Source organism: Hymenobacter sp. B81, assembly GCF_044628455.1.
In the GTDB taxonomy this organism is placed as follows: Bacteria; Bacteroidota; Bacteroidia; order Cytophagales; family Hymenobacteraceae; genus Solirubrum.
The window spans coordinates 750,278-771,040 of sequence record NZ_JBIYZW010000002.1; the positions used below are offsets into that span (position 1 = coordinate 750,278).

A 20,763-nucleotide genomic window follows, 5' to 3' on the forward strand; every position below is an offset into this window, starting at 1 on the left:
GGCCAACTCCTATTCCGCTGCTGCATGGCCGACGTTCGTACCGACCGCCCGGGCTTCCCGGCGTTTCTCGCGGGCCTGCTGGGCTTCGTGGCCTTCGAAACGCTCACGTTTTTCCTGCTGCGCTGGCTCACCTCGGGCCTGGGCGAAAGCGACCAGTTTCAGCCCGAGAATACCATTGTGGCCAACTGGGTAAAGACCAGCGTGTTTCTGCTGCTGCACCTGGTCCTGGTAGTGGTGGCGGTGCTCACGCTCAGCAACGTGCTGCCGCGCCGCTTCCGTGGGCAGGTGATGGGCTGGTTCTACCTGTCGCTGCTGACCATGTTCGTGCTGCTCTGGCCCCTATTTGAATAAGGGCGGAACAACCGGGGCGGGCACAAAAAAGCCACTGCGGGCAAGGCAGTGGCGGTGAAACCATGGATGCCGGTCGGTCCCGGCGGTATGTACAGGCAGGAAAGCCCTAGCGACGCTTGATGTCGATTTCGCGGCGGCGGTTGGTGGGATTCTCGAACGGGATGCGCACGCGCAGCTCGTCGGCTTCGTGCACGGCGTCGATGCGCTGCAGGTCGAGGCCGGCGGGCAGCTGGAAGCTATGGGCAAACAGCGGTGCGGCCAGCTGGTCGTCGGGGCGGTGCCGGTACTCGGCGTACACCGTCAGCGTCTGGTTGTCGAGCACCACGTGAAAGGTTTCGGGCCGCACCGTGGGGGCCGACACGCGAATCATCACGCCGTTGGGGCGGCGGTCGAGACGCAACAGCGGCTGGGCTACGCCCCCGCCCAGGGTGTTGAGCAGGTCAAGCTGCGGGAGAAATTCGCGGATGGTATTGCGGCTGATCAGGTTCATGGCTAATGCTGCTTTAATTCAGGGGATTGTAGACAAACAATGTACCAACATGAAATCCGGGCAGGATGGCACCACCCTGCTACTCCGGGGCGTCATATTGGCCGGAAACGCCGCGGCAAATGGGAGCCGAAACGCCAGGCTGGCAGCCCGTCGGTGCTCAGTTGCGTATAGGTTCAAACGCCTCATCTACTTCCATCTATGCCGCCAGTACACCTGTTCTCCACTTCCCGCACGGCGCGCTACATGCTGCTGGGCGAGCCCGGCCCCGCTATTCAAACCGTGTGGTTTTGCCTGCACGATGCCGACCAGTCGGTAGAAGACCTGGCGGAGCAGCTGCGGGCGCTGGAAGCTCCCGACCGCCTGCTGGTGCTGCCCGAAGCCCTGTCGCGCTATGCCCTGGCGCCCACCAGTCCGCCCCAGCTGGCCCGGCCCGCCGCGGCCTGGCTGGTGCCCGGCTCGGGCGACCTGCTGCCCGACCTGCTTGACCTGACCGCCTACCTCGACGAGCTGGCGGCTAGCGTGCTAAGCCAGTGTCCGCCCCAGGTACCCGTTACGGTGCTGGGCTGCGGGCAGGGCGCGGCGGCGGCCTGCCGCTGGCTGGCGGGCAACCGCACCGAGTACCAGCGCCTGGTACTCTACGCCGCCGTTTTTCCGCCCGACTTCGACCGCCGCGCCACGTTTGTGGGGCTGCCCGAGCGGCCCGTAACAGTGGTGGCTACCACGGTGGACACGCTGACCCCGGAAGCTTCGGGTCAGGGGCTAGTGCAGGATCTGCTCGACGTAGGGCTGACGGCTACCCTGCGGCACGTAACGCCGGGCGCTGTTACACTCGCGGCGCTGGGGCCCATGGAAGTACCCGCGGGAGCCGCTGAATCAACCGCTGCTTCCGGTGCCAGCCCGGTCAGGCCGGAGCACCGGCCATAAACCAAGCGGCCCGGCTTCAACCGAAGCCGGGCCGCTGGAATCAGGGCTGAGTTAAGAGGTTACGCGCCCGCGCCGGGAAGTGGCTTCGTCGGACAGCCCGTCGCCGTAGGAGGCAAAGCCGGCCTCGGCTGCGGAACCGGCATTGGCCGACGAGCTGGCGTTGGCTTGTGGGGACGAGCCCTGCGCTACGCGAACCTCCGTGGCCTGCTCGCCCATGCGCTCCGAAAGCTGGCCGCCGTTGCCCCCGCGGTTGCCGCGTACCTGAATCTGGTGGCGCATGGTTTTCTGCTCGTCCTTAGGCACAGTCACGTGCAGCACGCCATCCTCAAACGAAGCTTCGATGCCCTGGGCGTTAGCTACGTCGGGCAGCTGGAAGCTGCGCTGGAACGAGCCGTATTGGCTTTCCAGCACGTGGTAACGCCGGTCGTTGCGTTCCTGCTCCAGCCGCCGCTCGCCGGAAATGGTCAGCCGGCCCTGATGAAACTCCACTTTAATGTCTTCCCGCTTCAGGCCCGGCAGCGCCGCTTCAATCTCGTAGCTGCGCTCGGTTTCGTAGGCATCTACCTGCGGCGAAAAGGCACTCACGCGGCCCCGCTGCGCCAACGAGTCGTTGAAGAAGCGGTCCAGCATGGCCGAGAAGCTTTGCGGAAGTGAGTCGCCGAACGAATCGGCGGCATACCGTTGAATCGCCATGATCGTTGAGCTTTGAGGTGAGAAAACCGAATCCGCGCTTTTTACTGAGTACGTTATCAGTGGGTTGCAACTGGCCGGCGGGTTTTGCAGCCGGGGCTGCGGAGCTGCCGAACGCAATAAGTCAGGACTGGGGCGGCAGGGAAAAATGCGGGTTCTGAATCACGCCGAGCAGGTTGCCGAATGGGTCGCGCACCGTGCCCAGCAGAATGCCGCCGCCCACCTCACGCACGGCTTCGTGGGCTTCTGCGCCCAGCGCCAGAAGCTGGTCGTAGGCCGCGGCGGCATCGGGCACGCCCCAGTAAGCTACCGGGCCACCCGGCGCGGCCGCTACTCCGTCGGGGTCGAGCCCCAGCTCGTAGCCACCCACGTTGAAGCCCACATAAAATGGCTCGGCGAAGTACGGCTCCTGGCCGAGAACGGCGGCGTACCATTGCTTGGCCTGGTCCAGGTTACTTACCGGATACACTACGGTGCGAAGTCCTTGCAGCATGATTTGAAGGAAAAGGTGGAAGTTTTTTGCTAATATAAATAGTATTATGCTAAAATATTTAATACCTTGAATTCGCAATGTACCTTCATTCAGCTATGAAAACCTTACCCAAAGTTGCTCTTGGCCTGCTTGCAGCGGGAGCCGGACTAAGCTTGATCGGCCTGCTGCTGCCCCGACAGGTGCGCGTCGAGCGGACGCTGACCATGCAGGCGCCGCCCGCCGCCGTTTTCAACCAGATTAACACCCTGCGCAATTGGGAGGCCTGGTCGCCCTGGCACAAGATCGACCCCCAAATGCAGCTGAGCTATGCCGGTCCGGCCGCGGGCCCGGGAGCCAGTTACTCCTGGCTTAGCAACCACCGCCAGGTTGGCAACGGCACGCTGCGCATCGTGCGGGCCCAGCCTCAGCAGCGCATCGACACCGAAATGAACTTCGACGGCAGCGGGCTGGGCTACGCGTCGTACCTGCTGGAACCCACGGCGCAGGGCACCAAAGTTACCTGGAGCATGGAAAGCGACATGGGCTTCAACCCGGTGGGCCGCTATTTCGGGTTGTTCATGGACGAAATGGTGGGCCAGGACTTCGAGCGAGGCCTGCAAAACCTGCGGCGGGTGGTGGAAACCCGCCCAACGGCGGGGCGCTAATCAGCTATACATTTGGGGCTTAGCGCCGCTGCCCGCACCTTTTTCTGTTTCCTTTTCCCTCAACGCTATGGCCGATAAACGCACGGCTGCCCTGGGCTTCATTTTTGTCACCGTCCTGATCGACGCCATCGGCTTCGGAATCATCATTCCCGTGCTGCCCAGCCTGATCCGGCACCTGGTAAACGGCACGCTCAGCGACGCTTCGCGCTACGGCGGCTGGCTGCTGTTTGCCTTTGCCATTATGCAGTTCGTGTTTTCGCCGGTGCTGGGCAACCTCAGCGACAAATACGGGCGGCGGCCGGTGCTGCTATTTTCCCTGCTGGGCTTCGGGCTCGACTACCTGTTTCTGGCTTTCGCCCCTACCATCGGCTGGCTGTTTGTGGGGCGGCTTATTGCCGGCATCACCGGGGCCAGCATGACCACCGCCGCGGCTTACATTGCCGACATCAGCGCGCCGGAAGAGCGGGCGAAGAACTTCGGGCTGCTGGGCGCGGCCTTTGGCCTGGGCTTTATGCTGGGGCCGGCCATCGGCGGCGAGCTGGTCCACTTTGGGCCCAAAGCACCGTTTCTGGCCGCGGCCGCTCTCACGTTCGTTAACTGGCTCTACGGGCTGCTGGTGTTGCCCGAGTCCCTGGCCCGCAAAAACCGCCGCCCGTTTGAGTGGAAGCGGGCCAACCCCGTGGGCTCGTTGCGGCAGTTGGGGCGCTACCCCGTGATAATGGGGCTGGTAGGGGCGCTGCTGTGCATTTATGTGGGCGCGCACGCCACCCAAAGTACCTGGTCGTACTACACCATGGAGAAATTTGGCTGGAACGAGCAATGGGTGGGCCGTTCGCTCTTCGCTATCGGCTTGCTGGTGTTCATCGTACAGGGTGGCCTGATTCGCTACATCAACCCGCGCCTGGGCAACGAGCGGTCGGTGTACTGGGGTATTGGGCTGTACGGGCTGGGTATGCTGCTGTTTGGCCTGGCTACCCAGGGCTGGATGATGTTCGTGTTTCTGGTGCCCTACTGCCTGGGCGGCATTGCCGGCCCAGCCCTCCAAGGGCTGATTTCGGCGCAGGTACCGGCTTCCGAGCAGGGCGAGCTGCAGGGGGGCCTCACCAGCTTGGTTAGCGTCACGTCCATTGTGGGGCCGCCGCTGATGACCAACCTGTTTTCGTACTTCACGGGTCTGCAGGCGCCGGTGTACCTGCCAGGGGCCCCGTTTTACATGGGGGCCCTGCTGCTGGCCGTGAGCGTAGGGCTGGCGTACCGCTCGCTCACCCGGCTGGCGCCCGCCGCTCAGCCCGCCCCCGAGCCGGTAGCCGAGGCCGTAGCCGTGGAGTAACTTGCCTCGTGTCTTCCGCCTTTGTTGTTGTGACTATGTTACTCATTCGCCGCGCCACCGCTGCCGATCTGCCCGCCATCATGAACCTGGTGCGCCGGGTGGTGCCGCTGATGCATGCGGCGAGCAATTTTCAGTGGGAGGCCAGCTACCCCAATGCCGCGGTGTTTGGGCAGGACCTGGCGCGGGAGCAGCTGTGGGTGGCCGAGCTCGACGGTCGGCTGGCCGGCGTGGCCGCCCTCACCACCGACCAGGACCCCGAGTACACGCTGGCCGACTGGGACCCGGCGGCCCCGGCGGTGGTTACCCACCGGCTGGCCGTCGACCCCGATTTTCAGGGGCGCGGCGTGGCGGCAGCCCTGCTGGCCCAGGCCGAGGTGCTGGCGCGTGAGTGGGGCCTGAACCGGCTGCGGGTGGATACCAACTCCGAGAACCAGGCTACCCGGCGGCTCTTCCCCAAGCTGGGCTACCGGTTCGCGGGCGAAATCGGTCTGGCATTCCGGCCGGGGCTGCGCTTTTTCTGCTACGAAAAGATTCTGCCGGCTGGCAAAGCTGATTAACTGGCTGGCAATAATCCCGCTCACTGAACCAGAATTGTTGCCAGCTCTTGACAATAATTTCCGCTCGCAGCCCAGGATCGTTGCCCGCCTTGGCGTCCTGCCGACTCAGTCCTGCCACTGGCCGAACTTGCCGCTTTGGTAGTCCTGGTAGGCCTGGCGAATTTCCGCCTCGCTGTTCATCACGAAGGGACCGTAGGCCACGATGGGCTCCTGGAAGGGCCGCGCGTGGCCCAGCAGCAGCACGCTGTCTTCCAGCGTCTCGAGGTGCAACTCGTCGCCCTCGTTGCTGAACTCAACCAAGCGGCGCGCCTCGGTTTCCTGGCCGTTGACGCGCAGCCGACCGCGCACGGTGTAGCAGAAGATGGTGCGCTCGGCGGGAATGGTGAGTTGGAGCTGACCGCCGGCCTGCACGTGCGCGGTGGCCAGCTGCACGTCGGCCAGGGGCTGCACGGCGCCGGCGGTGCCCAGCCACTGGCCCGAAATGACCTGCAGGCGCACCCGGCCCTCGTCGGCAGTGGCGGTCGGAATATCGGCCTGCTGCAGGCCCTGGTACTGCGGGGCCACCATCTTGTGGCGGGCGGGCAAATTCACCCACAGCTGCAGGATTTCCAGCGGGCCGCCGGTTTGCTTGAACTCGTCGGACGACACCTCGGAGTGAATCAGCCCGCTGCCGGCCGTCATCCACTGAATGCCGCCCGGCCCGATAACGCTGCGGTGGCCGCCGCTGTCCTGGTGCATGATGTCGCCCTCCAGGATGAAGGTTACCGTCTCGAAGCCGCGGTGGGGGTGGGGGCCGAAGGGCAGGCCGCGGTTGTGGGGCCGGTACACCTGCGGGCCGTGGTGGTTCAGAAACAGAAACGGGTCGAGGTGCTCGAGCGCCTGCGTGGGCAGGGCCCGGTAGGTAACCAGGTCGGCAATGGGGGCACTGACGGCGCGGTGCTGGCGGAGAATGGTGCGGAGCATGGTAGAAGGCGGGTATAGGACTGCATACCCGGCGGTGACTAATATGTTTTGCCGGCGGGTCATTTCCGGATTGGGCCAGCGCGCAGTCGGCGGTGAGTTTCTATCTTGAGGCCCAACTATTCGCTTCCAAACCGCCGCCTTATGCGCCCCACCGTTTCCTTTGCCCGCCGTCTGGGCTTGTTCTGTTTGCTCGGCGCCCTGAGCGCGGCCCCGGCCGCCGCCCAGCAGAAAACCGCCAAACTCGCCAACGGCACGCCCACCGTCACCACCTCCGACGGCGTGAAGCTTTTTGTGAAAGTGGCCGGGCAGGGCCGCCCCTGCGTGTTCGTGCACGGCGGGCCCGGCGCGGGCAGCCACAGCTTCGAGGCCCTGGGGGGCCGCGCCCTCGAAAACCAGCTGCAGCTGATTTACGTGGATCAGCGCGGCAGCGGCCGCTCGCCCAGCGACCCGCAGAAAAACTACGCCCTGGCCCGCCTGGTGCAGGACCTGGAAGACACCCGTCAGCAGCTGGGCCTGGAGAAGTGGACGGTGATGGCGCACTCCTTCGGCGGCATCATTGCCACCGAGTACGCCCGCCTGCACCCCGACCGCGTGGAGGCCCTGATTCTGGTCAACAGCATTCTGAATTTGCCGGCAGCTATGGAGAACATGACCAGCTACGGCTACACCCTGCTGCCCGCCGAAGGCCGCCCGCCGCTCGATCCGGCCCAGCCACTGCCCCAGCGCTGGGGCATGGTGGTGGGTATGCTCAATCAGAAGAAGCTGATGGACAAGCTGCAGTACTCTTCCGACACGGCTGCGGCCCGCGCCAACCAGGTAGTCCGTAGTGTGGCCACCAACCGCGAGCTGTCGAGCCAGGTGTTCCGCTACCCCGACTACGTGCAGGACCTCACGCCCGCCTCGGCCCAGCTGACCATGCCGGTGCTGGTGGTGGCCGGCCGCGAAGACCAGACCACCGGCCCCGAACATTACAAGTCGTTCCGCTTCCCCAAACAGCAGGTGGCCTTGCTGCCCGGGCGCCACAACCCCTACCAGGAAAACCCCAAGGAGTTTCAGCAGGCCGTAACGGCTTTCGTGGGCAAGCTGCCCAAGGCGAAGAAGTAGGTCGGAACCTCACTCCGGCCCCTATCCAAAAGAGAGGGGTGCCAGGCGACGTGGGAGTGAGGCTTCGGGCACTGCACTCCGCTCAGCAGGACGGGCTGTAAGCAGGTGCTGACACACTGTAAATGCTTGCTGACGTGCTGTAAGTGTGTGCTGACAGGTATGTAAGTGTCAGCTGATGTGCTGTAAATGCCTCCTGACATAGTGTAAGTGCGTGCTGACGTGCTGTAAATGCGTGCTGACGGGGTGAAAATGACTGCTGACGGGTAGATTCTGTCTGGCGAAGGGGGAGAGATGCTTCGACTTCGCTCAGCATGACTGTTCGGTTGATTCGGCAAGACGTTTGGTTGGTGCAACCTGACAGCCTTTCGCTCGGCAGAAGACCTGCTGGGGTAGCAGAGTGGGCGGTTTCAGCCGCCTTCAGAAGCTGCCGTAACCCAGGCGGCCCCGTTGCCACGCGCAGCGGGGCTGCCCTGTTTTGGGTGCCGCCGAAACCTCGTCCCGGCGTTGGCAGTTTAGCCGCTTTCCCATTCCGAATCTCCTCGCCTGTTATGCCTAGTTCCCTGTTTACCCCGCTTACCCTGCGCGGCATCACCCTGAAAAACCGCCTTGTCGTGTCGCCCATGTGCCAGTACAGCAGCGAAGATGGCTTCGCCAACGACTGGCACCTGGTGCATTTGGGCAGCCGCGCCGTGGGCGGCGCCGGCCTGGTGCTTACCGAAGCCGCCGCCGTGTCGCCCGAGGGCCGCATCACGCCCGACGACCTGGGCATCTGGAAAGCCGAGCACGTACCGTTTCTGCGGCGCATTACGGCTTTCATCGAGGCGCAGGGCGCGGTGCCCGGCATTCAGCTGGCCCACGCCGGGCGCAAGGCCAGCCACGCCAGCCCCTGGAAAGGCGGCGCCGAGGTAGCGGCCGCCGCCGGCGGCTGGCCCACGGTGGCCCCCAGCGCCCGGCCATTCGCGCCCGACGAAACCGCCCCGCTGGCCCTCGACGAGGCCGGCATCAAGAAAGTAGTGGCTGATTTTCGCGCCGCGGCCGAGCGGGCGTTGGAGGCGGGCTTCAAAGTGGTGGAGCTGCACGCGGCCCACGGCTACCTGCTGCACGAGTTTCTGTCGCCGCTCAGCAACCAGCGCACCGACCGCTACGGCGGCTCGTTCGAGAACCGCATTCGGCTGCTGGTGGAAGTGACGGAGGCTACCCGCGCAGTGTGGCCCGCCGAGCTGCCGCTGCTGGTGCGCATCTCGGCCACCGACTGGACCGAAGGCGGCTGGACCGCCGACGACTCGGTAGCCTTGGCGGCGGTGCTTAAAACCAAGGGCGTGGACTTGCTGGACTGCTCGACCGGCGGCAACGTGCCCCGTGCCGACATTCCCGTGGGCCCCAACTACCAGGTGCCGTTTGCCGCCCGCATCCGCCAGGAAACCGGCCTGCCCACCGGCGCCGTGGGCCTGATAACGGAGCCGGAGCAGGCCGCGGCCATCATCGAAAACGGTGAGGCCGACCTGGTGCTGCTGGCCCGCGAGCTGCTGCGCGACCCGCATTTCCCATTGCGCGCGGCCCACGAGCTGGGCGCCGACGTGGCCTGGCCCGACCAGTACGTGCGCGCCAAGCCCCGGCCCGCGGCGAAATAGCCCAAGCAGCCTAACTTGCCCGGGCGGGTCTTTGGCTTCGTTCCTTTCCCACCGTTCGCCTATGTCTACTCTCCTTTCTTCCCGGTTGCCCCAGGGCCTGGCCCTGCTCGGCCTGCTGACGCTGGCTGGCTGCGCGGCCAGCAATCCGCCCGCGGCCACGGCTCCGGCCGCTTCCACCGCGGCGGACGCCGGTGCCACCGCCTCGACCGAGCCCGTCATCAAGGGCCTGAGCATCAATCCGGCCGACATCAACCCCGCTGTGTCGCCCTGCGAGGACTTCTACCAGTACTCGGGCGGTAACTGGCTCAAGAACAACCCGCTACCCTCGTACGCCACGCGCTGGGGGCCGCGCAACCTGCTGGGCGAGCGGACCCAGGCCCTGCTGCGCCAGATTCTGGAAGACGCCGCGGCCAACAGCAGCGCGCCCAAAGGCTCAAACCTGCAGAAAGTCGGCGACTTCTACGCCTCGGCCATGGACACCGTGGCCATCGAAAAGGCCGGGTTGAGTCCGCTCAAGCCCGAGCTGGACCGTATTGCGGCGGTGAAAGACCAGAAAACCCTGCTGGCCGCTCTGGCCCGGCAGAAGCAGCTGCAAACCGGGGCTTTCTTCGGCGCGGGCATCGACATCGACGAGAAAAACACCACCCGCTACGTCATCGGCCTCAACCAGGGCGGCCTCACGCTGCCCGACCGCGACTTTTACTTCAAGCAGGACGCCCGCACCGAGAACATCCGCGCGGCCTACCGCAAGTACCTGACCAACATGTTTGCCCTGCTGGGCGACAACGAGGCCACGGCCAAAAAGAACGCCGCCGCCGTGGAGCGCCTGGAAACGCGCCTGGCTAAAGCTGCCCGTACCCGCGTGGAGCTGCGCGACCCGCAGCTGAACTACAACCAGATGACCCTGGCCGCCGCCGCCAAGCGCTACCCCAACCTGCAGCTGCCCGCCCTGCTGAGCAACCTGCAGCTGGGTAAGGCCCAGGAGGTGATTGTGGGCCAGCCGGCGTTTTTCGACGAGGTGAATGCCCTGCTCAAAACCGAGCCGCTGGCCGACCTGAAAACCTACCTGCGCTGGCACCTGGTGCGCTCGGTGACGGCGGCCCTGCCCCAGGCCTACGGCACCGAGGCCTTCCGCTTTCAGCAGGTGCTGAGTGGCACCAAGCAGCAGCCCACCCGCTGGAAGCGCATGCTGGCCGCCACCGACAACGCCCTGGGCGAAGCCTTCGGCCAGCTTTACGTCGACAAGGCGTTTTCGCCCGAGGCCAAGCAGAAGGCCCTGGAGATGGTGAGCAACATCAAGGCCTCGATGGCCGAGCACATCCAGAGCAACACCTGGATGAGCGAGCCGACCAAGCAGGAGGCCCTCAAAAAGCTCAACGCCCTGCGCGTCAAAATCGGTTACCCCGACGAGTGGAAGGACTACTCGGCGCTGAGCGTCTCGCGCGAGTCGTACCTGAAAAACCTGCTGGCCGCCCGCGCCTGGGACTACCAGCAGGATGTGAAGAAGTTCGGCGGGCCCATCGACCGCAACGAGTGGGGCATGACGCCCTCCACCATCAACGCCTACTACAACCCGCCGATGAACGAAATCGTGTTTCCGGCCGGGTACCTGCAGCCGCCCTTCTTCGACCCCAAGGCCGACGATGCGGTGAACTATGGCGCCATCGGCGGGGTTATCGGCCACGAAATCACCCACGGCTTCGACGACCAGGGCCGCCAGTACGACTCGGAAGGCAACCTGCGCGACTGGTGGACGCCGGCCGACGCGGCGGAATTCACCAAGCGGGCCGCGGTAGTAGGCCGCCAGTACAGCGCCTTCTCACCGCTCGACTCGGTGTACGTGAACGGCAAGCTGACCATGGGCGAGAACCTGGCCGACTTCGCCGGCCTCACGGTGGTGTACGGCGCGCTGCAAAAGCAGCTGCAGAAGCAGTACGGCTCGGGCCCGCGCCCCAAAATTGACGGCTTCACGCCCGAGCAGCGCTTTTTCCTGTCGTGGGCCCAGCTGCGGCGTTCCAACATTCGGCCCGAGGCCCTGCGCCAGCAGATCCTGACCGACCCGCACTCCCCCGACCAGTACCGCACCATTGGGCCGTTGATGAACATGCCCCAGTTCTACCAGGCCTTTGGCTGCCAGCCCGGCCAGAAAATGGTGCGCACCGACGACGACCGCGCCAAAATCTGGTAAGCCGGCTTCTGACCAACGACTTCACCCGCGCCCGGCGGTCCGCAGCAGCGGGCCGCCGGGTTTGTTTTCGGCCCGCCCGCCGCGGCGCGCCGAACACCAGCGCCGCCGCCGCCGTACCAGCACTGGTCATTTCCGGCTTCGCCGATTCGTGCATGATTACCTCTACTCCCACTGCTTCCGCCACCGCCGATTTCCTGCAGCTGGCTCACCGGGCCGACCTGGGGGTGGTTACGGCCCGTTGGACGCGCCCGACCACCTCGGCCGAGCTGCGCGCCGGCTACCAGGAAATGCTGCGTTTTGCCACGGCCTGTAACAGCTGCTGCCGCTGGCTGATTGACGCGCGCCGCCGCGTGCAGGTCGATGCCCGCGATGTGCACTGGCTGACCGAGGTATTTTACCCCACCCTGCGCCAGCACCTGCACCGCCGGGCCTACCTGGCTTTTCTGGTGGCGCCCTACCAGCTCGACCACGTGCAGGACGACACCCTGCCACCCCTGCCCCACACCCACGGTGACAACTGCTCCCTCAACCAGTTTACCGAAGAGGGCGAAGCCGTGCGCTGGCTTACGGCGCAGAACTGAGGTGGATAGCCGAGCTTAGCTGCCGCTCAGCCAGCGGCGGATGCCCCGGCTTTTTTCCCGCAGCCAGGCCATGTAATCGGTCGGAGCGGTAGTTTCCGGAGCCGCGACGGGCCGGTCCGGCTGGGCTTTGCGGCGGTTGCCAGCCGTGGCCTGGCGCGAGCGGCTGCTCTTCTTTACCTGTTTCGTGTGGGCCTTGGCCAGAACGGCCGGCACCGGCTGGTTGAACTGCAGCCGCGCGTGGCCTTCGAAGGCGTATACCGGCTGTTGGCCCGTGGCGTCGGTCTGCTGGTATTCGAACACGCTCAGGTAGTAAGCGTGGCCCGGCTTGAGGTTGCTGACGGTCAGTGCCGTATCGGCGCCGGCGCCGACTACGAATGTGTCGTGGCCCAGGCCGGCACCCAGGCCGAACACGGAACTGGCAGCGTAGCTGCGGCCTTCCTGGGGCAGCACGTCCACGGGGCTGCCCTCGCGCAGCAGCACCAGCCGGTGGCTGCCGTTGCCTTTGCGCCAGCTCAGGCGGGCCGCGTCGGGCGCGGCGACCGGGGCGTAGCGCAGCCGGCTCACTGGCTCGGTGGGCGGCATCAGGTCGAACGTGGGCCAGTTGTTCGAGCCGCCGATGCAGTCCCAGCCCAGGTCTTCCAGCTCGTTCCAGAAGCGGTTGGGAGCGGGGCGGCCGTTGAGCAGGATGGCCCAGGTATAGCCCTCCGAGTTGGTGGCCACGCAGCTGGCGGTGCCGTCGAGGGCGCCGGTGTGCCAGCGCACCCGGTCTTTGGTCACCATCCAGCCCTTGGCGTAGCGGCGGTTCTGCTCCGAGGGCTCAACCATGCTGGCCACCGAAGCCGGCGTGAGCAGGTCGGGGCGGGAGGGCGAGCCGTCGACGGCCAGCATGAAGCGCACCAGGTCGCGGGCCGAGAACACCCAGCCGCCGTGGGCGCTCATGGCCTCCAGGTTGCGCCCGCCGTAGGGCAGGGGCACCTGCTCGCCGGTACCGTAGCAGGAAAGGGCCGAGCTTTTGCTGAAATACTCGGCTTCGTAGGGCAGCTTGTCGGCCAGCAGGTTGCGGCCCAAGTGGGCCTCGCGCACGCCGGCCGGGGCCAGCACCTGCTGCCGCACCCAGGTTGCGTAGGATTGGCCGGTTACTTTCTCCAGCACCTTGCCCAGCACCAGGTAGCCGACGTTGGAGTAGGCAAAGCGGCTGCCGGGCCGGAAATCGAGGCCCTTGCCCAGCATGAAGCGCAACAGCGTGGAGTCGCCCACGGGATTGGGCACCTGCAGGCTCTCGGTTACGTGCAAGGGAAACTCGATGGGGTCGGAGCTGGCAAAGCCGTCCATGCCCGCGTTGCGGTTCCAGCCGGCCGAGTGCTCCAGCAGCTGCCGCAGGGTGATGTCGTAGATGCGCTCGTCGCGGATGACCTCGTTGTAGTAGGGAGCCGTCAAGTAGCCTTCGGGGCCGAACACCCGGTGGTCGAGGTCGAGGCGGCCGTCCTCGGCCAGCTTCAGAACGGCCACCGCCGTCACGGGCTTCGACACGCTGGCTACCCGCAGCTGGTGGTGCGGCTGCATGGGCACGGTGCGCGCCAGGTCGGCGTGGCCGAAGCCGCGGGCGTACACCAGGCGGCCGTGGCGGCTGATGGCCACCGAAACCCCCGGTATTTTCCAGCGCTGCCGGAATTGCTCAATCAACTCGTCGCAGTGCGCCAGCTCGGGCACGGCCACCCCGGTCTGTGCCCAGGCCGAGCCGGTCAGCAGGCCGGTCAGCAGCAGGGCCAATACTTTCTTCACTTATCCAACCGGGCAAAAGAGCCTTGAAAGCGGCCTGAGGGGGCCGGCACAGTACTTCGACTGATAATTCAAGTTTAGTGGTTATTCCGCAGAAAATGGCTGGCTCATAGATATAAAAATTATAATAATGGCATGAAAATGCAGCTGACTCTAACGGGTTAATGTCGAGCTAGTGAGCAAGTAGTCAGGTAGCTGAAATGGTAAAGTGGCTCCGGATATTTCCGGACAGATGTGGGTATTCCCGGAACGGCGCTTCAAACTTGCCTGCTTGAGGCACGATGTATGCGGTAAGCCGCGGCGGGAGCTGCTGCGTACAAGCCGTGGCGGCGCGGCCCGACGCCCGTTCCCGGCAGTTTCGCCCACTACCTTCTTCCCGATTTTATGCGAAAGTACCTGCTCCTGCTGCTTTGCGCCCTGCTGCTGATGGACCCGTCGGCGGTATTGGCCGAACCTTTGGCCGCTGAGGCCGCTACCGAGGCTATGGAGGCCGTGGCCGCCGTGGCGGCGCCGCCGCGCGTGCCGCGCCCCAGCTACAAGAAGTACAAGGGCAACAGCCGCCGCAAGTACCGCCGTAACGTGTTTCGCCGTCTCTCGGCCAAGAAAAAGGCCAAGAAGAAAGCCCAGGCTGCCCCGCGCCGCCGCGGCATCATTACCGTCGAGCCGCCGGTACGCAACCAGTAGCCGCCCGCACTTGGCCGGAACGCGTCGCCCCGGTTTTCCTTGCGGAAGCCGGGCCAACGCCTCGCCCAGCGGCCGGGTATCCAGCGCGGGCTAGCGGCCGGTACCGCCGCCCCTTCGGCTCCGTAAACCAAACGCGTCGCCCCGGTTTTCCTTGCGGAAGCCGGGGCGACGCGTTTGGTTTACGGAGCCGAAGGGGCGGCGGTACCGGCCGCTAGCCCGCGCTGGATACCCGGCCGCTGGGCGAGGCGTTGGCCCGGAACAGCATGATGTCTTTGTCGAACAGGTAGATGCCGCCCTTGTCGTCGCCCACTAGCTCCAGCTTGTCGTTGAGCATGCGCGCCAGGCCTTCTTCCTCGATCTGCTCCGACACGTACCACTGCAGGAAGTTGTGGGTGGCGAAGTCCTTTTCCTGCAGAGCCAGGCCCACCAGCTCGTTGATGCTTTCCGATACGGCCATCTCGTGGCGCAGGAACTCCTCGAACACCCGCTTCAGCGACTGGAAGGTGATGTTGGGCTGGGGCAGGGCGGGCACCACGGCAAAGCCGCCGCGCTCGTTCACGTAGCGGATGAGCTTGAGCATGTGCACCCGCTCCTCGTCGCTCTGCTGGTAGAAGAAGTTGGTTACGCCGTCGAGGCCGGGCTGAATTTCGGCCCAGGACGCCATGGCCAGGTAGGCCTGCGACGACTGCGCCTCCATGGCAATCTGCTTGTTTAGTGCTTGCTGGATGGGTTGGGTCAGCATGGAAAAAGTAGGAAGGTGGACGAACGAATGCCGGCGGAAACCAAATCTACTCGAAAAATCCGCTCGGGCCGGTCGGTTTTCGTGGGCGTAAGCTGCGTTTGGGCGGCCCCGTCCGTCACTTTACTGCCGGCTCCGGCCCGCCCCGGCAACTGGCGGCGGCGGAAAAAAACCGGCCCCGAGGCGCACAAAAAAGCACGGACCGCGGGGCCCGTGCCAGCTGCCGCAAGTGCGGGGCCGGACTAGCGGCGGGCGGTGGTCAGGTCGGTAGTGCGCTGCGTGGTGGTGCGCAGGTTCAGGGTAAAACGGTGCTGGGCGGGGCCCAGCTTCACCACCAGTTGGTACTCGCCGTCGGGCAGGTGCTGCACGTTGAGCTTCTGCCCGAACGAGGCCTGCGAGCTGCTGTCCTCGTAGAGTACGCTGCCGTCGGCGGGGCGCAGCAGCTGCAGGCGGCCGGGCTGCCGCTGCGGGTTGCTCACTCGCACCAGGTACACGAACTCGCCCACTCGCTCAACTCCCACGGGCTGAGGCGCGGCGGGCTCCGACTGGGCCGAGGCGGATAAGCTGGCTCCGGCCAGGGCAGCCAGCAGCAACAGTTGGGCGGCGGGGCGCGGGAAAGTCTTCATAAGCTGACGGGGTTAGGGAAGGGAACGTCGCGGGAGCCACCCGGCTCCTCGGGCATTTGCCGGAGCAAAGGTGGGCGCGGGCCGTGAGCTGAAAGGCACCGCAGCGTTATGCTTCCGTCAAGCCTGCCGCGGCCTGGGTTCGGGCGCCCGTGCAACCCCGGCTTGCTACCCGGCCGTAGGCAGGCTGCCGCCTACCATTCCAGGCTTCAGCTGTTCTGATTTTATGGCGTCTTCCTCTTCTTCCGCCGAACTGCCCACCCGGGTGACGCTGGGCACACCCTTCACCTACGCCATGTTCCGGGCTATCTGGATTGCCTCGGTGGTATCGAACATCGGCACCTGGATGCAGAACGTGGCGGGCGTGTGGCTGGTGACGACGCTCACCACCTCGGCTTTGCTGGTGGCGCTTATGCAAACGGCCACCAGCCTGCCCTCGTTTCTGCTGAGCATGCCCGCCGGCGCCCTGGGCGACCTGCTAGACCGGCGCCGCATGCTGCTGGTTACCCAGGGCTTCATGGGCGTGGTGGCCTTCGGCCTGGGTACGCTCACGCTGCTGGGAGAAATTTCGGCGCTGGGCGTGCTGGCGTTTACGTTTCTGCTGGGGGTGGGCGCGGCCCTGAACGGCCCCATCTGGCAAACCGTGACGGTGGAGCTGGTGCCGCGGTCGGTGCTGCCCTCGGCCATTACCCTGAACGGGGTGAGCAACAACATTGCGCGGGCGCTGGGTCCGGCCCTGGGCGGGGTCATCATTGCCTACTACTCGCCCGGCTACGTGTTCCTGCTCAACGGATTCTCCTTTGTGGGCACCTGGCTGGTGGTGTACCGCTGGCGGCGGCCGGCCGAAGAAGCCGGCCGCCACGGGCCCGGTGAGAATTTCACCGGGGCGCTGCGGGCGGGACTGCGCTACGTGCGCTACTCGCCCGCCATCTACGCCGTGCTGGTGCGGGCCTTTGGCTTCTCGATGGGCGCCAGCGCCATGTGGGCTTTGCTGTCGCTGGTTACCGCTCACCGCCTGCACCTGAGCTCGGGCGCCTATGGCGTGCTGCTTTCGTGGCTGGGAGCCGGGGCCGTTACGGGGGCTCTGCTGCTGGGGCGGGTGGGTGCGCGCCTGAGCTTCAACCAGCGGGTGTTGCTGGGTACGCTGGTCTTCGTGGGCACCAACGTGAGCCTGGCCCTGGTGCGCCAGGTGTACTGGCTTTACCCGGTGATGTTCGTGTCGGGCATTGCCTGGCTGATGAGCATGACTTCCTTCAGCACCAGCGTGCAGCTGCACGTGCCCAAGTGGGTGCAGGCGCGGGTGGTGAGCATTTACATGCTGGTGTTTCAGGCCGGGCTGGCGCTGGGCAGCGTGGTGTGGGGCGAGCTGGCCGACCGCCTGAACCTGGAAGCGGCGCTGCTGCTGGCCGCCGGCTGGCTGCTGCTGAGCTTGCTGCTGGCCTGGCCCTTCCCGCTGCGCCCGGCCGAAGACCGCGACCTGGCCCCGGCCGGCCACTGGCCCATTCCCAACGTGACTACGAGCGGCATCGACCCCGACGATGGGCCGGTGGTGGTGATGGTAGAGTACCAGGTACCGGCGGCCGATCAGCCGGCTTTCCGCGCCGCCATGGCCCAGCTCACCCGGCTGCGGCTGCGCGACGGGGCGCTGCGGGCCGGGGTGTTTGCCGACGTGAGCCGGCCCGAGTGCCTTACCGAGTTTTTCTACGTGGCCACCTGGGGCGAGCATGAGCGCCAGCACCACCGTTTCACCCGCGAAGATGCCCTGGTACGGGCCCGGGTACGCCGGTTTCACGCGGGCCCCGAGCCGCCGCGCGTCACGCACTTTCTGGCTTTCCCGCGCTCGGCCAACGTGGAGGTGCCGCCGCCCGCCACCGCGCTGGAAAGCCAGACCTGAGCACAAGCTGCTTTACCGCCCGGGACGCTCCAGCAGCACCGTCAGCGCGTTTTTGTAGAGCGTGCGGGCAAACTCCCGGTACCCGAACTTCTCGGCCACCCGCCGCGAGGCCACGTTGTCGGGGTGCATGATGCACATGGTGCGGGCGCCGCCAAAGTGAGCGTCGCCCCAGGCCAGGGCGGCCTGTACGGCCTCGGTAGCGTAGCCGCGGCCGTGGGTGCGGGCCGCCAGCACCCAGCCAATTTCCGGGGCTCCATTGCTGGGTGGGTCGAGCGCCCGGTGGCGGTCGGCAAAGCCCACGGCCCCGATAAACTCACCGCTGGCTTTTTCCTCCACGGCCCCAAACCCGTAGCCCTGCAGGGCCCAGTGCCCGGCGGCACGCAGCAGAATGCCCCAAATGTCTTCCTCCGGCAGAGGCTGCGGCGCCAGGTAGCGGTAGAAGTCGGGGTGCTGCCACATGGCCACGTAGGCCGGAAAGTCGCTGGAGCGGTAGCCGCGCAGCCGCAGCCGCGGCGTTTCCAGCACGGGTATGTGGTCGGGCAGCGGGGGCAGAAGATTCATCCGTCAGGCAAAGGGAAGTGAGGTAGACGCAAAGTATGGCGGAATGGGGTCGGGCCCAAACGCATTCGACGCGCCCCAAAAAAGCGCCACCGCGGCGGGCGGTGGCGCGTTGAGGTTAGGCAGCGGGGGTTACTTTACCGCCATGGCCGTCATCGTGACCGAGCCCAGGCGCGAGGTGCGCTCCATGCGGGTGTGCATGTCGAGGGTATAGCGGTGCACGTCCTGGCCCACTTTCACTACCAGCGCGTACTGGCCGTCGGGCAGCTCGCGGAAGTTGATCTTCTTGCCGATGGTGGGGCTGTAGCTGGTGCTGCGGTACAGCACGGCGTTGTCGCTCATGCGCACCAGCTTCACCTGGCCGGCCTGCAGGGTGGGGTTGCACACTTTCACCAGGTAGGTGAAGTCGGCCACCTGGTCGACGGAGACGGGCTTGGCGCCAGCCGATTGGGCTTGGGCGGCCGAGCTCAGACCAAAGCTGGCAACGGCGGCTAGCACGAGCAGGCGGGAGGCTTGGAGCAGGGAGGTTTTCATAGCGGTAGGTTGGAAAGGGGTTGGGGTGAAAATGCCCCGCTGCCTTTGGGGCAGAGCAGGGCGAAAGCGTTACCCCATAGGTGCTTCCAAGCCGCCAACGGTTGCTTGCGCGGGCCTACATAATTGTGTGGTAAGTGGCTGAATTTGTGGGTTGATGCGAATTTTAATTGGATAATGCCTAAGCGGCTGTACGGCTCCTGGGGCAGCCTTTTGGTAAGCCGGTTCTGGCCACCGGCGCGCGCCGCCGCACACATGAAAATGTGGGCCTGCCGGCCATCGATAATCTTTGCCTCAGTAGGATATCTACAGACCGCGGCCGCGGGCAAACCGTTGCGCCTGCTGGTCGAGCTGCGGGGTGGTAAGGGCGCCCGGCGCCAGCAGCAACCGGTGGCGGAAGCTGATTGACTCGCCCGCGGCCAGGGTGTAGTGCATAGCCGGCTGCCGGCCCTGGGTGAGGGCGGCGGGGCCCAGCGGGTTGGCGGCGAATAAGCCGTAGCCGCGGGCGCACCAGTAGCTGGGGTAGCCAAGGTTGGTGGGGTGGTCAAGCAGGCTTACCGATACGGCTTCGGCGCCGGGCAGCGTGCCGCTGAGGGTAACCCAACGGGCCCGGGTGCCCCACACGGCCTCGCCGGTGCGCCCCTCGCTGCTGCGGTAACGCCCGCTCACCCCGGCCGAGTCGACCACAGCGGGCCGGAGCGGCTGAGCGGCGGCATCGAGCAGCACGGCTTTTTTGGGGCTGGGGTGCTCCAGCTGCCGGGCCACGCGCAAAGCCAGCAGGCCTTCTTTGTTGTCGCGAAACGTTACCGGCTGCGCCAAGGCCGTGAGGGTGGTGTGGTGGTCGATGGCGCGCTGCCGGCCCCGGGCGCGGAACACGTAGGTAGTCGTCTGGCGCAGCAGAGGGCGCTGCTGCGCATCGAGCCAGTCGGCCGTGACGGTAAGCGTGGCCTGGCCCCGGCCGCTGGCCTGCTGGGTGATACCGGTGTGCACGATGGTGCCGAAGGGACCCTTGTGGCTGGGCAGGATGTCGGTGGAGTTGTTCCAGAAATCCAGCCCGTTCACGTCGCCGAAGTTAAACCACAGCCCTACCTGGTGCGGGTGGTCGATGCGCTCGTGCGGGCGCGGCGCCAGTGGCCAGCCGCGCGTGATGGGCTGCCCACCGGCCGTGATGATGGGGTAGAGGACGGGCTTTTTCAGCACGGCCGGCCCGGGGAAGTAGTAGCTGGTAAACGGCTGACCGTCAACGGTTACTACTACCCGCTGCTCGGCTTCACGCAGGGCCAGCTCGACCCGTTGGGCCCAGCCACTCAGGGGCAGCAGCGTCAGCAGCAAGGCAGGAAGGCGCATGGCGGAAACAAGTAAGATGGGTAACCGACGCAACCTACGCCACCAAGGCTACGGCCGCGCCCTGCTCACTCCTGCCCGCTGGGGTAAGCTGAAGTCGGTTCCCTTCCTGCGTCCAAGCTTCAGGGCTGGCTCAGCCGCTCGCGTAGGCGCCGGCGCACCCAGGGCGGCAGCCGGCCGGATTGTTCGTAGCGGCTTAGCACGCGCTGCTCGTTACGCTTGGTATAGCGGCTATAGCGGGTCAGCAGGGCCGTAGTTCCGCCCACTCCTACCCCCAGGCTCAGCAAGGGGAGGGCCGCGCTCGGGGCACGGGTTCCGCTTAATCCATTGATCAGCACAGCGCCGGTTACCACCACCGGCAGCGCCAGGGTGACTACCGTGCTGCCACCGAAGAAGACGCTGGTTTTGCGCTTGGCTTGAAACAGCTCATGCAAGGCCGATACCGTGTCGGCGGGAGGGGTAAGCCCGGCACCGCTCGTTGGCTGGGCCCGAATCGGCAGGTGCGGGCCGCCCGTCAGCAACAGAGCAACCAGCAGGAGGCGGGACGAAATGGGCATAGGAAGAGTTGGTAGCAAGCGTAAGATAGCGGCTTTGGCGCCGCGCACTCCTGCGTACTCCTGGCCTTCGGGCATAAAAAAGCGCCGCTGCCCCGGGCAGCGGCGCCA

At 65.8% G+C, this 20,763-nt stretch carries 22 protein-coding genes; 11 read left to right on the top strand and 11 right to left on the bottom strand.

The features are described 5' to 3' along the window. The first annotated feature begins 24 nt into the window (after nt 1–24). Nucleotides 25–351, top strand: coding sequence for a hypothetical protein (locus ACE191_RS14410; RefSeq protein ID WP_400192936.1), 327 nt, complete (start codon nt 25–27; stop codon nt 349–351). Nucleotides 352–457: 106 nt separating this feature from the next. Here the strand turns inward: ACE191_RS14410 and ACE191_RS14415 are convergent, their stop codons facing one another. Beyond that, nucleotides 458–841 carry an Hsp20/alpha crystallin family protein gene (locus tag ACE191_RS14415; protein WP_400192937.1) on the bottom strand — a complete coding sequence of 128 codons (384 nt, stop codon included), beginning with the start codon at nt 839–841 and terminating at the stop codon, nt 458–460. Nucleotides 842–1,039: 198 nt separating this feature from the next. Between ACE191_RS14415 and ACE191_RS14420 the strand changes: the two genes are divergently transcribed. Further along, nucleotides 1,040–1,765 carry a phospholipase gene (locus ACE191_RS14420; RefSeq protein ID WP_400192938.1) on the top strand — a complete coding sequence of 242 codons (726 nt, stop codon included), beginning with the start codon at nt 1,040–1,042 and terminating at the stop codon, nt 1,763–1,765. A gap of 51 nt (nt 1,766–1,816) precedes the next feature. Here ACE191_RS14420 and ACE191_RS14425 read toward each other — a convergent pair whose 3' ends face one another. Both ACE191_RS14425 and ACE191_RS14430 read right to left on the bottom strand, forming a co-directional pair. Then, nucleotides 1,817–2,458 carry an Hsp20/alpha crystallin family protein gene (locus tag ACE191_RS14425; RefSeq protein ID WP_400192939.1) on the bottom strand — a complete coding sequence of 214 codons (642 nt, stop codon included), beginning with the start codon at nt 2,456–2,458 and terminating at the stop codon, nt 1,817–1,819. A gap of 121 nt (nt 2,459–2,579) precedes the next feature. Further along, nucleotides 2,580–2,948, bottom strand: a complete 369-nt coding sequence (locus ACE191_RS14430) for a VOC family protein (protein ID WP_400192940.1) — start codon at nt 2,946–2,948, stop codon at nt 2,580–2,582. 95 nt (nt 2,949–3,043) lie between these two features. Here ACE191_RS14430 and ACE191_RS14435 point away from each other — a divergent pair, with 95 nt between their 5' ends. The 3 genes from ACE191_RS14435 to ACE191_RS14445 all read left to right on the top strand — a co-directional run bounded on the left by ACE191_RS14435 (nt 3,044) and on the right by ACE191_RS14445 (nt 5,479). After that, nucleotides 3,044–3,592: an SRPBCC family protein gene (locus ACE191_RS14435; protein WP_400192941.1), complete on the top strand. Its 549-nt coding sequence runs from the start codon at nt 3,044–3,046 to the stop codon at nt 3,590–3,592. A gap of 67 nt (nt 3,593–3,659) precedes the next feature. Next, nucleotides 3,660–4,922 (top strand): TCR/Tet family MFS transporter, encoded by a 1,263-nt coding sequence (locus ACE191_RS14440; RefSeq protein ID WP_400192942.1) that lies wholly within the window; start codon nt 3,660–3,662, stop codon nt 4,920–4,922. A gap of 35 nt (nt 4,923–4,957) precedes the next feature. Then, on the top strand, nt 4,958–5,479 hold the full coding sequence (locus ACE191_RS14445; RefSeq protein WP_400192943.1) for a GNAT family N-acetyltransferase: 522 nt from the start codon (nt 4,958–4,960) through the stop codon (nt 5,477–5,479). Between the two features lie 105 nt (nt 5,480–5,584). Here ACE191_RS14445 and ACE191_RS14450 read toward each other — a convergent pair whose 3' ends face one another. Then, nucleotides 5,585–6,442 carry a pirin family protein gene (locus ACE191_RS14450; RefSeq protein WP_400192944.1) on the bottom strand — a complete coding sequence of 286 codons (858 nt, stop codon included), beginning with the start codon at nt 6,440–6,442 and terminating at the stop codon, nt 5,585–5,587. A gap of 141 nt (nt 6,443–6,583) precedes the next feature. On the opposite strand from ACE191_RS14450, the gene ACE191_RS14455 reads away from it, so the two are divergent. The 4 genes from ACE191_RS14455 (at nt 6,584) to ACE191_RS14470 (ending at nt 11,946) form a co-directional block, all read left to right on the top strand. Next, a complete protein-coding gene (locus tag ACE191_RS14455) occupies nt 6,584–7,546 on the top strand; it encodes an alpha/beta fold hydrolase (RefSeq protein ID WP_400192945.1) in 963 nt (320 codons plus the stop codon). Between the two features lie 548 nt (nt 7,547–8,094). Further along, nucleotides 8,095–9,177 (top strand): NADH:flavin oxidoreductase/NADH oxidase, encoded by a 1,083-nt coding sequence (locus ACE191_RS14460; protein ID WP_400192946.1) that lies wholly within the window; start codon nt 8,095–8,097, stop codon nt 9,175–9,177. A 61-nt stretch (nt 9,178–9,238) separates the two neighbouring features. After that, a complete protein-coding gene (locus ACE191_RS14465) occupies nt 9,239–11,365 on the top strand; it encodes a M13 family metallopeptidase (RefSeq protein ID WP_400192947.1) in 2,127 nt (708 codons plus the stop codon). A 152-nt stretch (nt 11,366–11,517) separates the two neighbouring features. After that, nucleotides 11,518–11,946: a hypothetical protein gene (locus ACE191_RS14470; protein ID WP_400192948.1), complete on the top strand. Its 429-nt coding sequence runs from the start codon at nt 11,518–11,520 to the stop codon at nt 11,944–11,946. Between the two features lie 15 nt (nt 11,947–11,961). On the opposite strand, the gene ACE191_RS14475 is transcribed toward ACE191_RS14470, so the two are convergent. Beyond that, entirely contained in the window at nt 11,962–13,728 is a 1,767-nt protein-coding gene (locus ACE191_RS14475) for a serine hydrolase domain-containing protein (protein ID WP_400192949.1), read from the bottom strand. 381 nt (nt 13,729–14,109) lie between these two features. Between ACE191_RS14475 and ACE191_RS14480 the strand changes: the two genes are divergently transcribed. Then, the gene (locus ACE191_RS14480) at nt 14,110–14,409 is read left to right on the top strand and encodes a hypothetical protein (RefSeq protein ID WP_400192950.1); all 300 of its coding nucleotides are present in this window, start codon (nt 14,110–14,112) and stop codon (nt 14,407–14,409) included. Between the two features lie 211 nt (nt 14,410–14,620). Here the strand turns inward: ACE191_RS14480 and ACE191_RS14485 are convergent, their stop codons facing one another. Beyond that, complete coding sequence (locus tag ACE191_RS14485; protein WP_400192951.1) at nt 14,621–15,151, bottom strand: ferritin; 531 nt, start codon at nt 15,149–15,151, stop codon at nt 14,621–14,623. A gap of 239 nt (nt 15,152–15,390) precedes the next feature. After that, entirely contained in the window at nt 15,391–15,774 is a 384-nt protein-coding gene (locus ACE191_RS14490; protein ID WP_400192952.1) for a hypothetical protein, read from the bottom strand. A 223-nt stretch (nt 15,775–15,997) separates the two neighbouring features. Here ACE191_RS14490 and ACE191_RS14495 point away from each other — a divergent pair, with 223 nt between their 5' ends. Continuing rightward, entirely contained in the window at nt 15,998–17,665 is a 1,668-nt protein-coding gene (locus ACE191_RS14495) for an MFS transporter (RefSeq protein ID WP_400192953.1), read from the top strand. Between the two features lie 12 nt (nt 17,666–17,677). On the opposite strand, the gene ACE191_RS14500 is transcribed toward ACE191_RS14495, so the two are convergent. The 4 genes from ACE191_RS14500 to ACE191_RS14515 all read right to left on the bottom strand — a co-directional run bounded on the left by ACE191_RS14500 (nt 17,678) and on the right by ACE191_RS14515 (nt 20,655). Further along, nucleotides 17,678–18,226 (bottom strand): GNAT family N-acetyltransferase, encoded by a 549-nt coding sequence (locus ACE191_RS14500; protein ID WP_400192954.1) that lies wholly within the window; start codon nt 18,224–18,226, stop codon nt 17,678–17,680. A 129-nt stretch (nt 18,227–18,355) separates the two neighbouring features. Then, entirely contained in the window at nt 18,356–18,757 is a 402-nt protein-coding gene (locus ACE191_RS14505; protein ID WP_400192955.1) for a hypothetical protein, read from the bottom strand. Between the two features lie 303 nt (nt 18,758–19,060). Continuing rightward, entirely contained in the window at nt 19,061–20,101 is a 1,041-nt protein-coding gene (locus ACE191_RS14510) for a PmoA family protein (protein ID WP_400192956.1), read from the bottom strand. Between the two features lie 119 nt (nt 20,102–20,220). Then, the gene (locus ACE191_RS14515; protein WP_400192957.1) at nt 20,221–20,655 is read right to left on the bottom strand and encodes a hypothetical protein; all 435 of its coding nucleotides are present in this window, start codon (nt 20,653–20,655) and stop codon (nt 20,221–20,223) included. Between the last annotated feature and the right edge of the window lie 108 nt (nt 20,656–20,763).

Coding starts and splice junctions, on each gene's coding strand:
- ACE191_RS14505 (WP_400192955.1), bottom strand. CDS start 18,757: ATGAAAACCTCCCTGCTCCAAGCCTCCCGCCTGCTCGTGCTAGCCGCC.
- ACE191_RS14415 (WP_400192937.1), bottom strand. CDS start 841: ATGAACCTGATCAGCCGCAATACCATCCGCGAATTTCTCCCGCAGCTT.
- ACE191_RS14420 (WP_400192938.1), top strand. CDS start 1,040: ATGCCGCCAGTACACCTGTTCTCCACTTCCCGCACGGCGCGCTACATG.
- ACE191_RS14430 (WP_400192940.1), bottom strand. CDS start 2,948: ATGCTGCAAGGACTTCGCACCGTAGTGTATCCGGTAAGTAACCTGGAC.
- ACE191_RS14410 (WP_400192936.1), top strand. CDS start 25: ATGGCCGACGTTCGTACCGACCGCCCGGGCTTCCCGGCGTTTCTCGCG.
- ACE191_RS14515 (WP_400192957.1), bottom strand. CDS start 20,655: ATGCCCATTTCGTCCCGCCTCCTGCTGGTTGCTCTGTTGCTGACGGGC.
- ACE191_RS14440 (WP_400192942.1), top strand. CDS start 3,660: ATGGCCGATAAACGCACGGCTGCCCTGGGCTTCATTTTTGTCACCGTC.
- ACE191_RS14490 (WP_400192952.1), bottom strand. CDS start 15,774: ATGAAGACTTTCCCGCGCCCCGCCGCCCAACTGTTGCTGCTGGCTGCC.
- ACE191_RS14445 (WP_400192943.1), top strand. CDS start 4,958: ATGTTACTCATTCGCCGCGCCACCGCTGCCGATCTGCCCGCCATCATG.
- ACE191_RS14435 (WP_400192941.1), top strand. CDS start 3,044: ATGAAAACCTTACCCAAAGTTGCTCTTGGCCTGCTTGCAGCGGGAGCC.
- ACE191_RS14425 (WP_400192939.1), bottom strand. CDS start 2,458: ATGGCGATTCAACGGTATGCCGCCGATTCGTTCGGCGACTCACTTCCG.
- ACE191_RS14480 (WP_400192950.1), top strand. CDS start 14,110: ATGCGAAAGTACCTGCTCCTGCTGCTTTGCGCCCTGCTGCTGATGGAC.
- ACE191_RS14455 (WP_400192945.1), top strand. CDS start 6,584: ATGCGCCCCACCGTTTCCTTTGCCCGCCGTCTGGGCTTGTTCTGTTTG.
- ACE191_RS14460 (WP_400192946.1), top strand. CDS start 8,095: ATGCCTAGTTCCCTGTTTACCCCGCTTACCCTGCGCGGCATCACCCTG.
- ACE191_RS14450 (WP_400192944.1), bottom strand. CDS start 6,442: ATGCTCCGCACCATTCTCCGCCAGCACCGCGCCGTCAGTGCCCCCATT.
- ACE191_RS14465 (WP_400192947.1), top strand. CDS start 9,239: ATGTCTACTCTCCTTTCTTCCCGGTTGCCCCAGGGCCTGGCCCTGCTC.
- ACE191_RS14485 (WP_400192951.1), bottom strand. CDS start 15,151: ATGCTGACCCAACCCATCCAGCAAGCACTAAACAAGCAGATTGCCATG.
- ACE191_RS14510 (WP_400192956.1), bottom strand. CDS start 20,101: ATGCGCCTTCCTGCCTTGCTGCTGACGCTGCTGCCCCTGAGTGGCTGG.
- ACE191_RS14500 (WP_400192954.1), bottom strand. CDS start 18,226: ATGAATCTTCTGCCCCCGCTGCCCGACCACATACCCGTGCTGGAAACG.
- ACE191_RS14470 (WP_400192948.1), top strand. CDS start 11,518: ATGATTACCTCTACTCCCACTGCTTCCGCCACCGCCGATTTCCTGCAG.
- ACE191_RS14495 (WP_400192953.1), top strand. CDS start 15,998: ATGGCGTCTTCCTCTTCTTCCGCCGAACTGCCCACCCGGGTGACGCTG.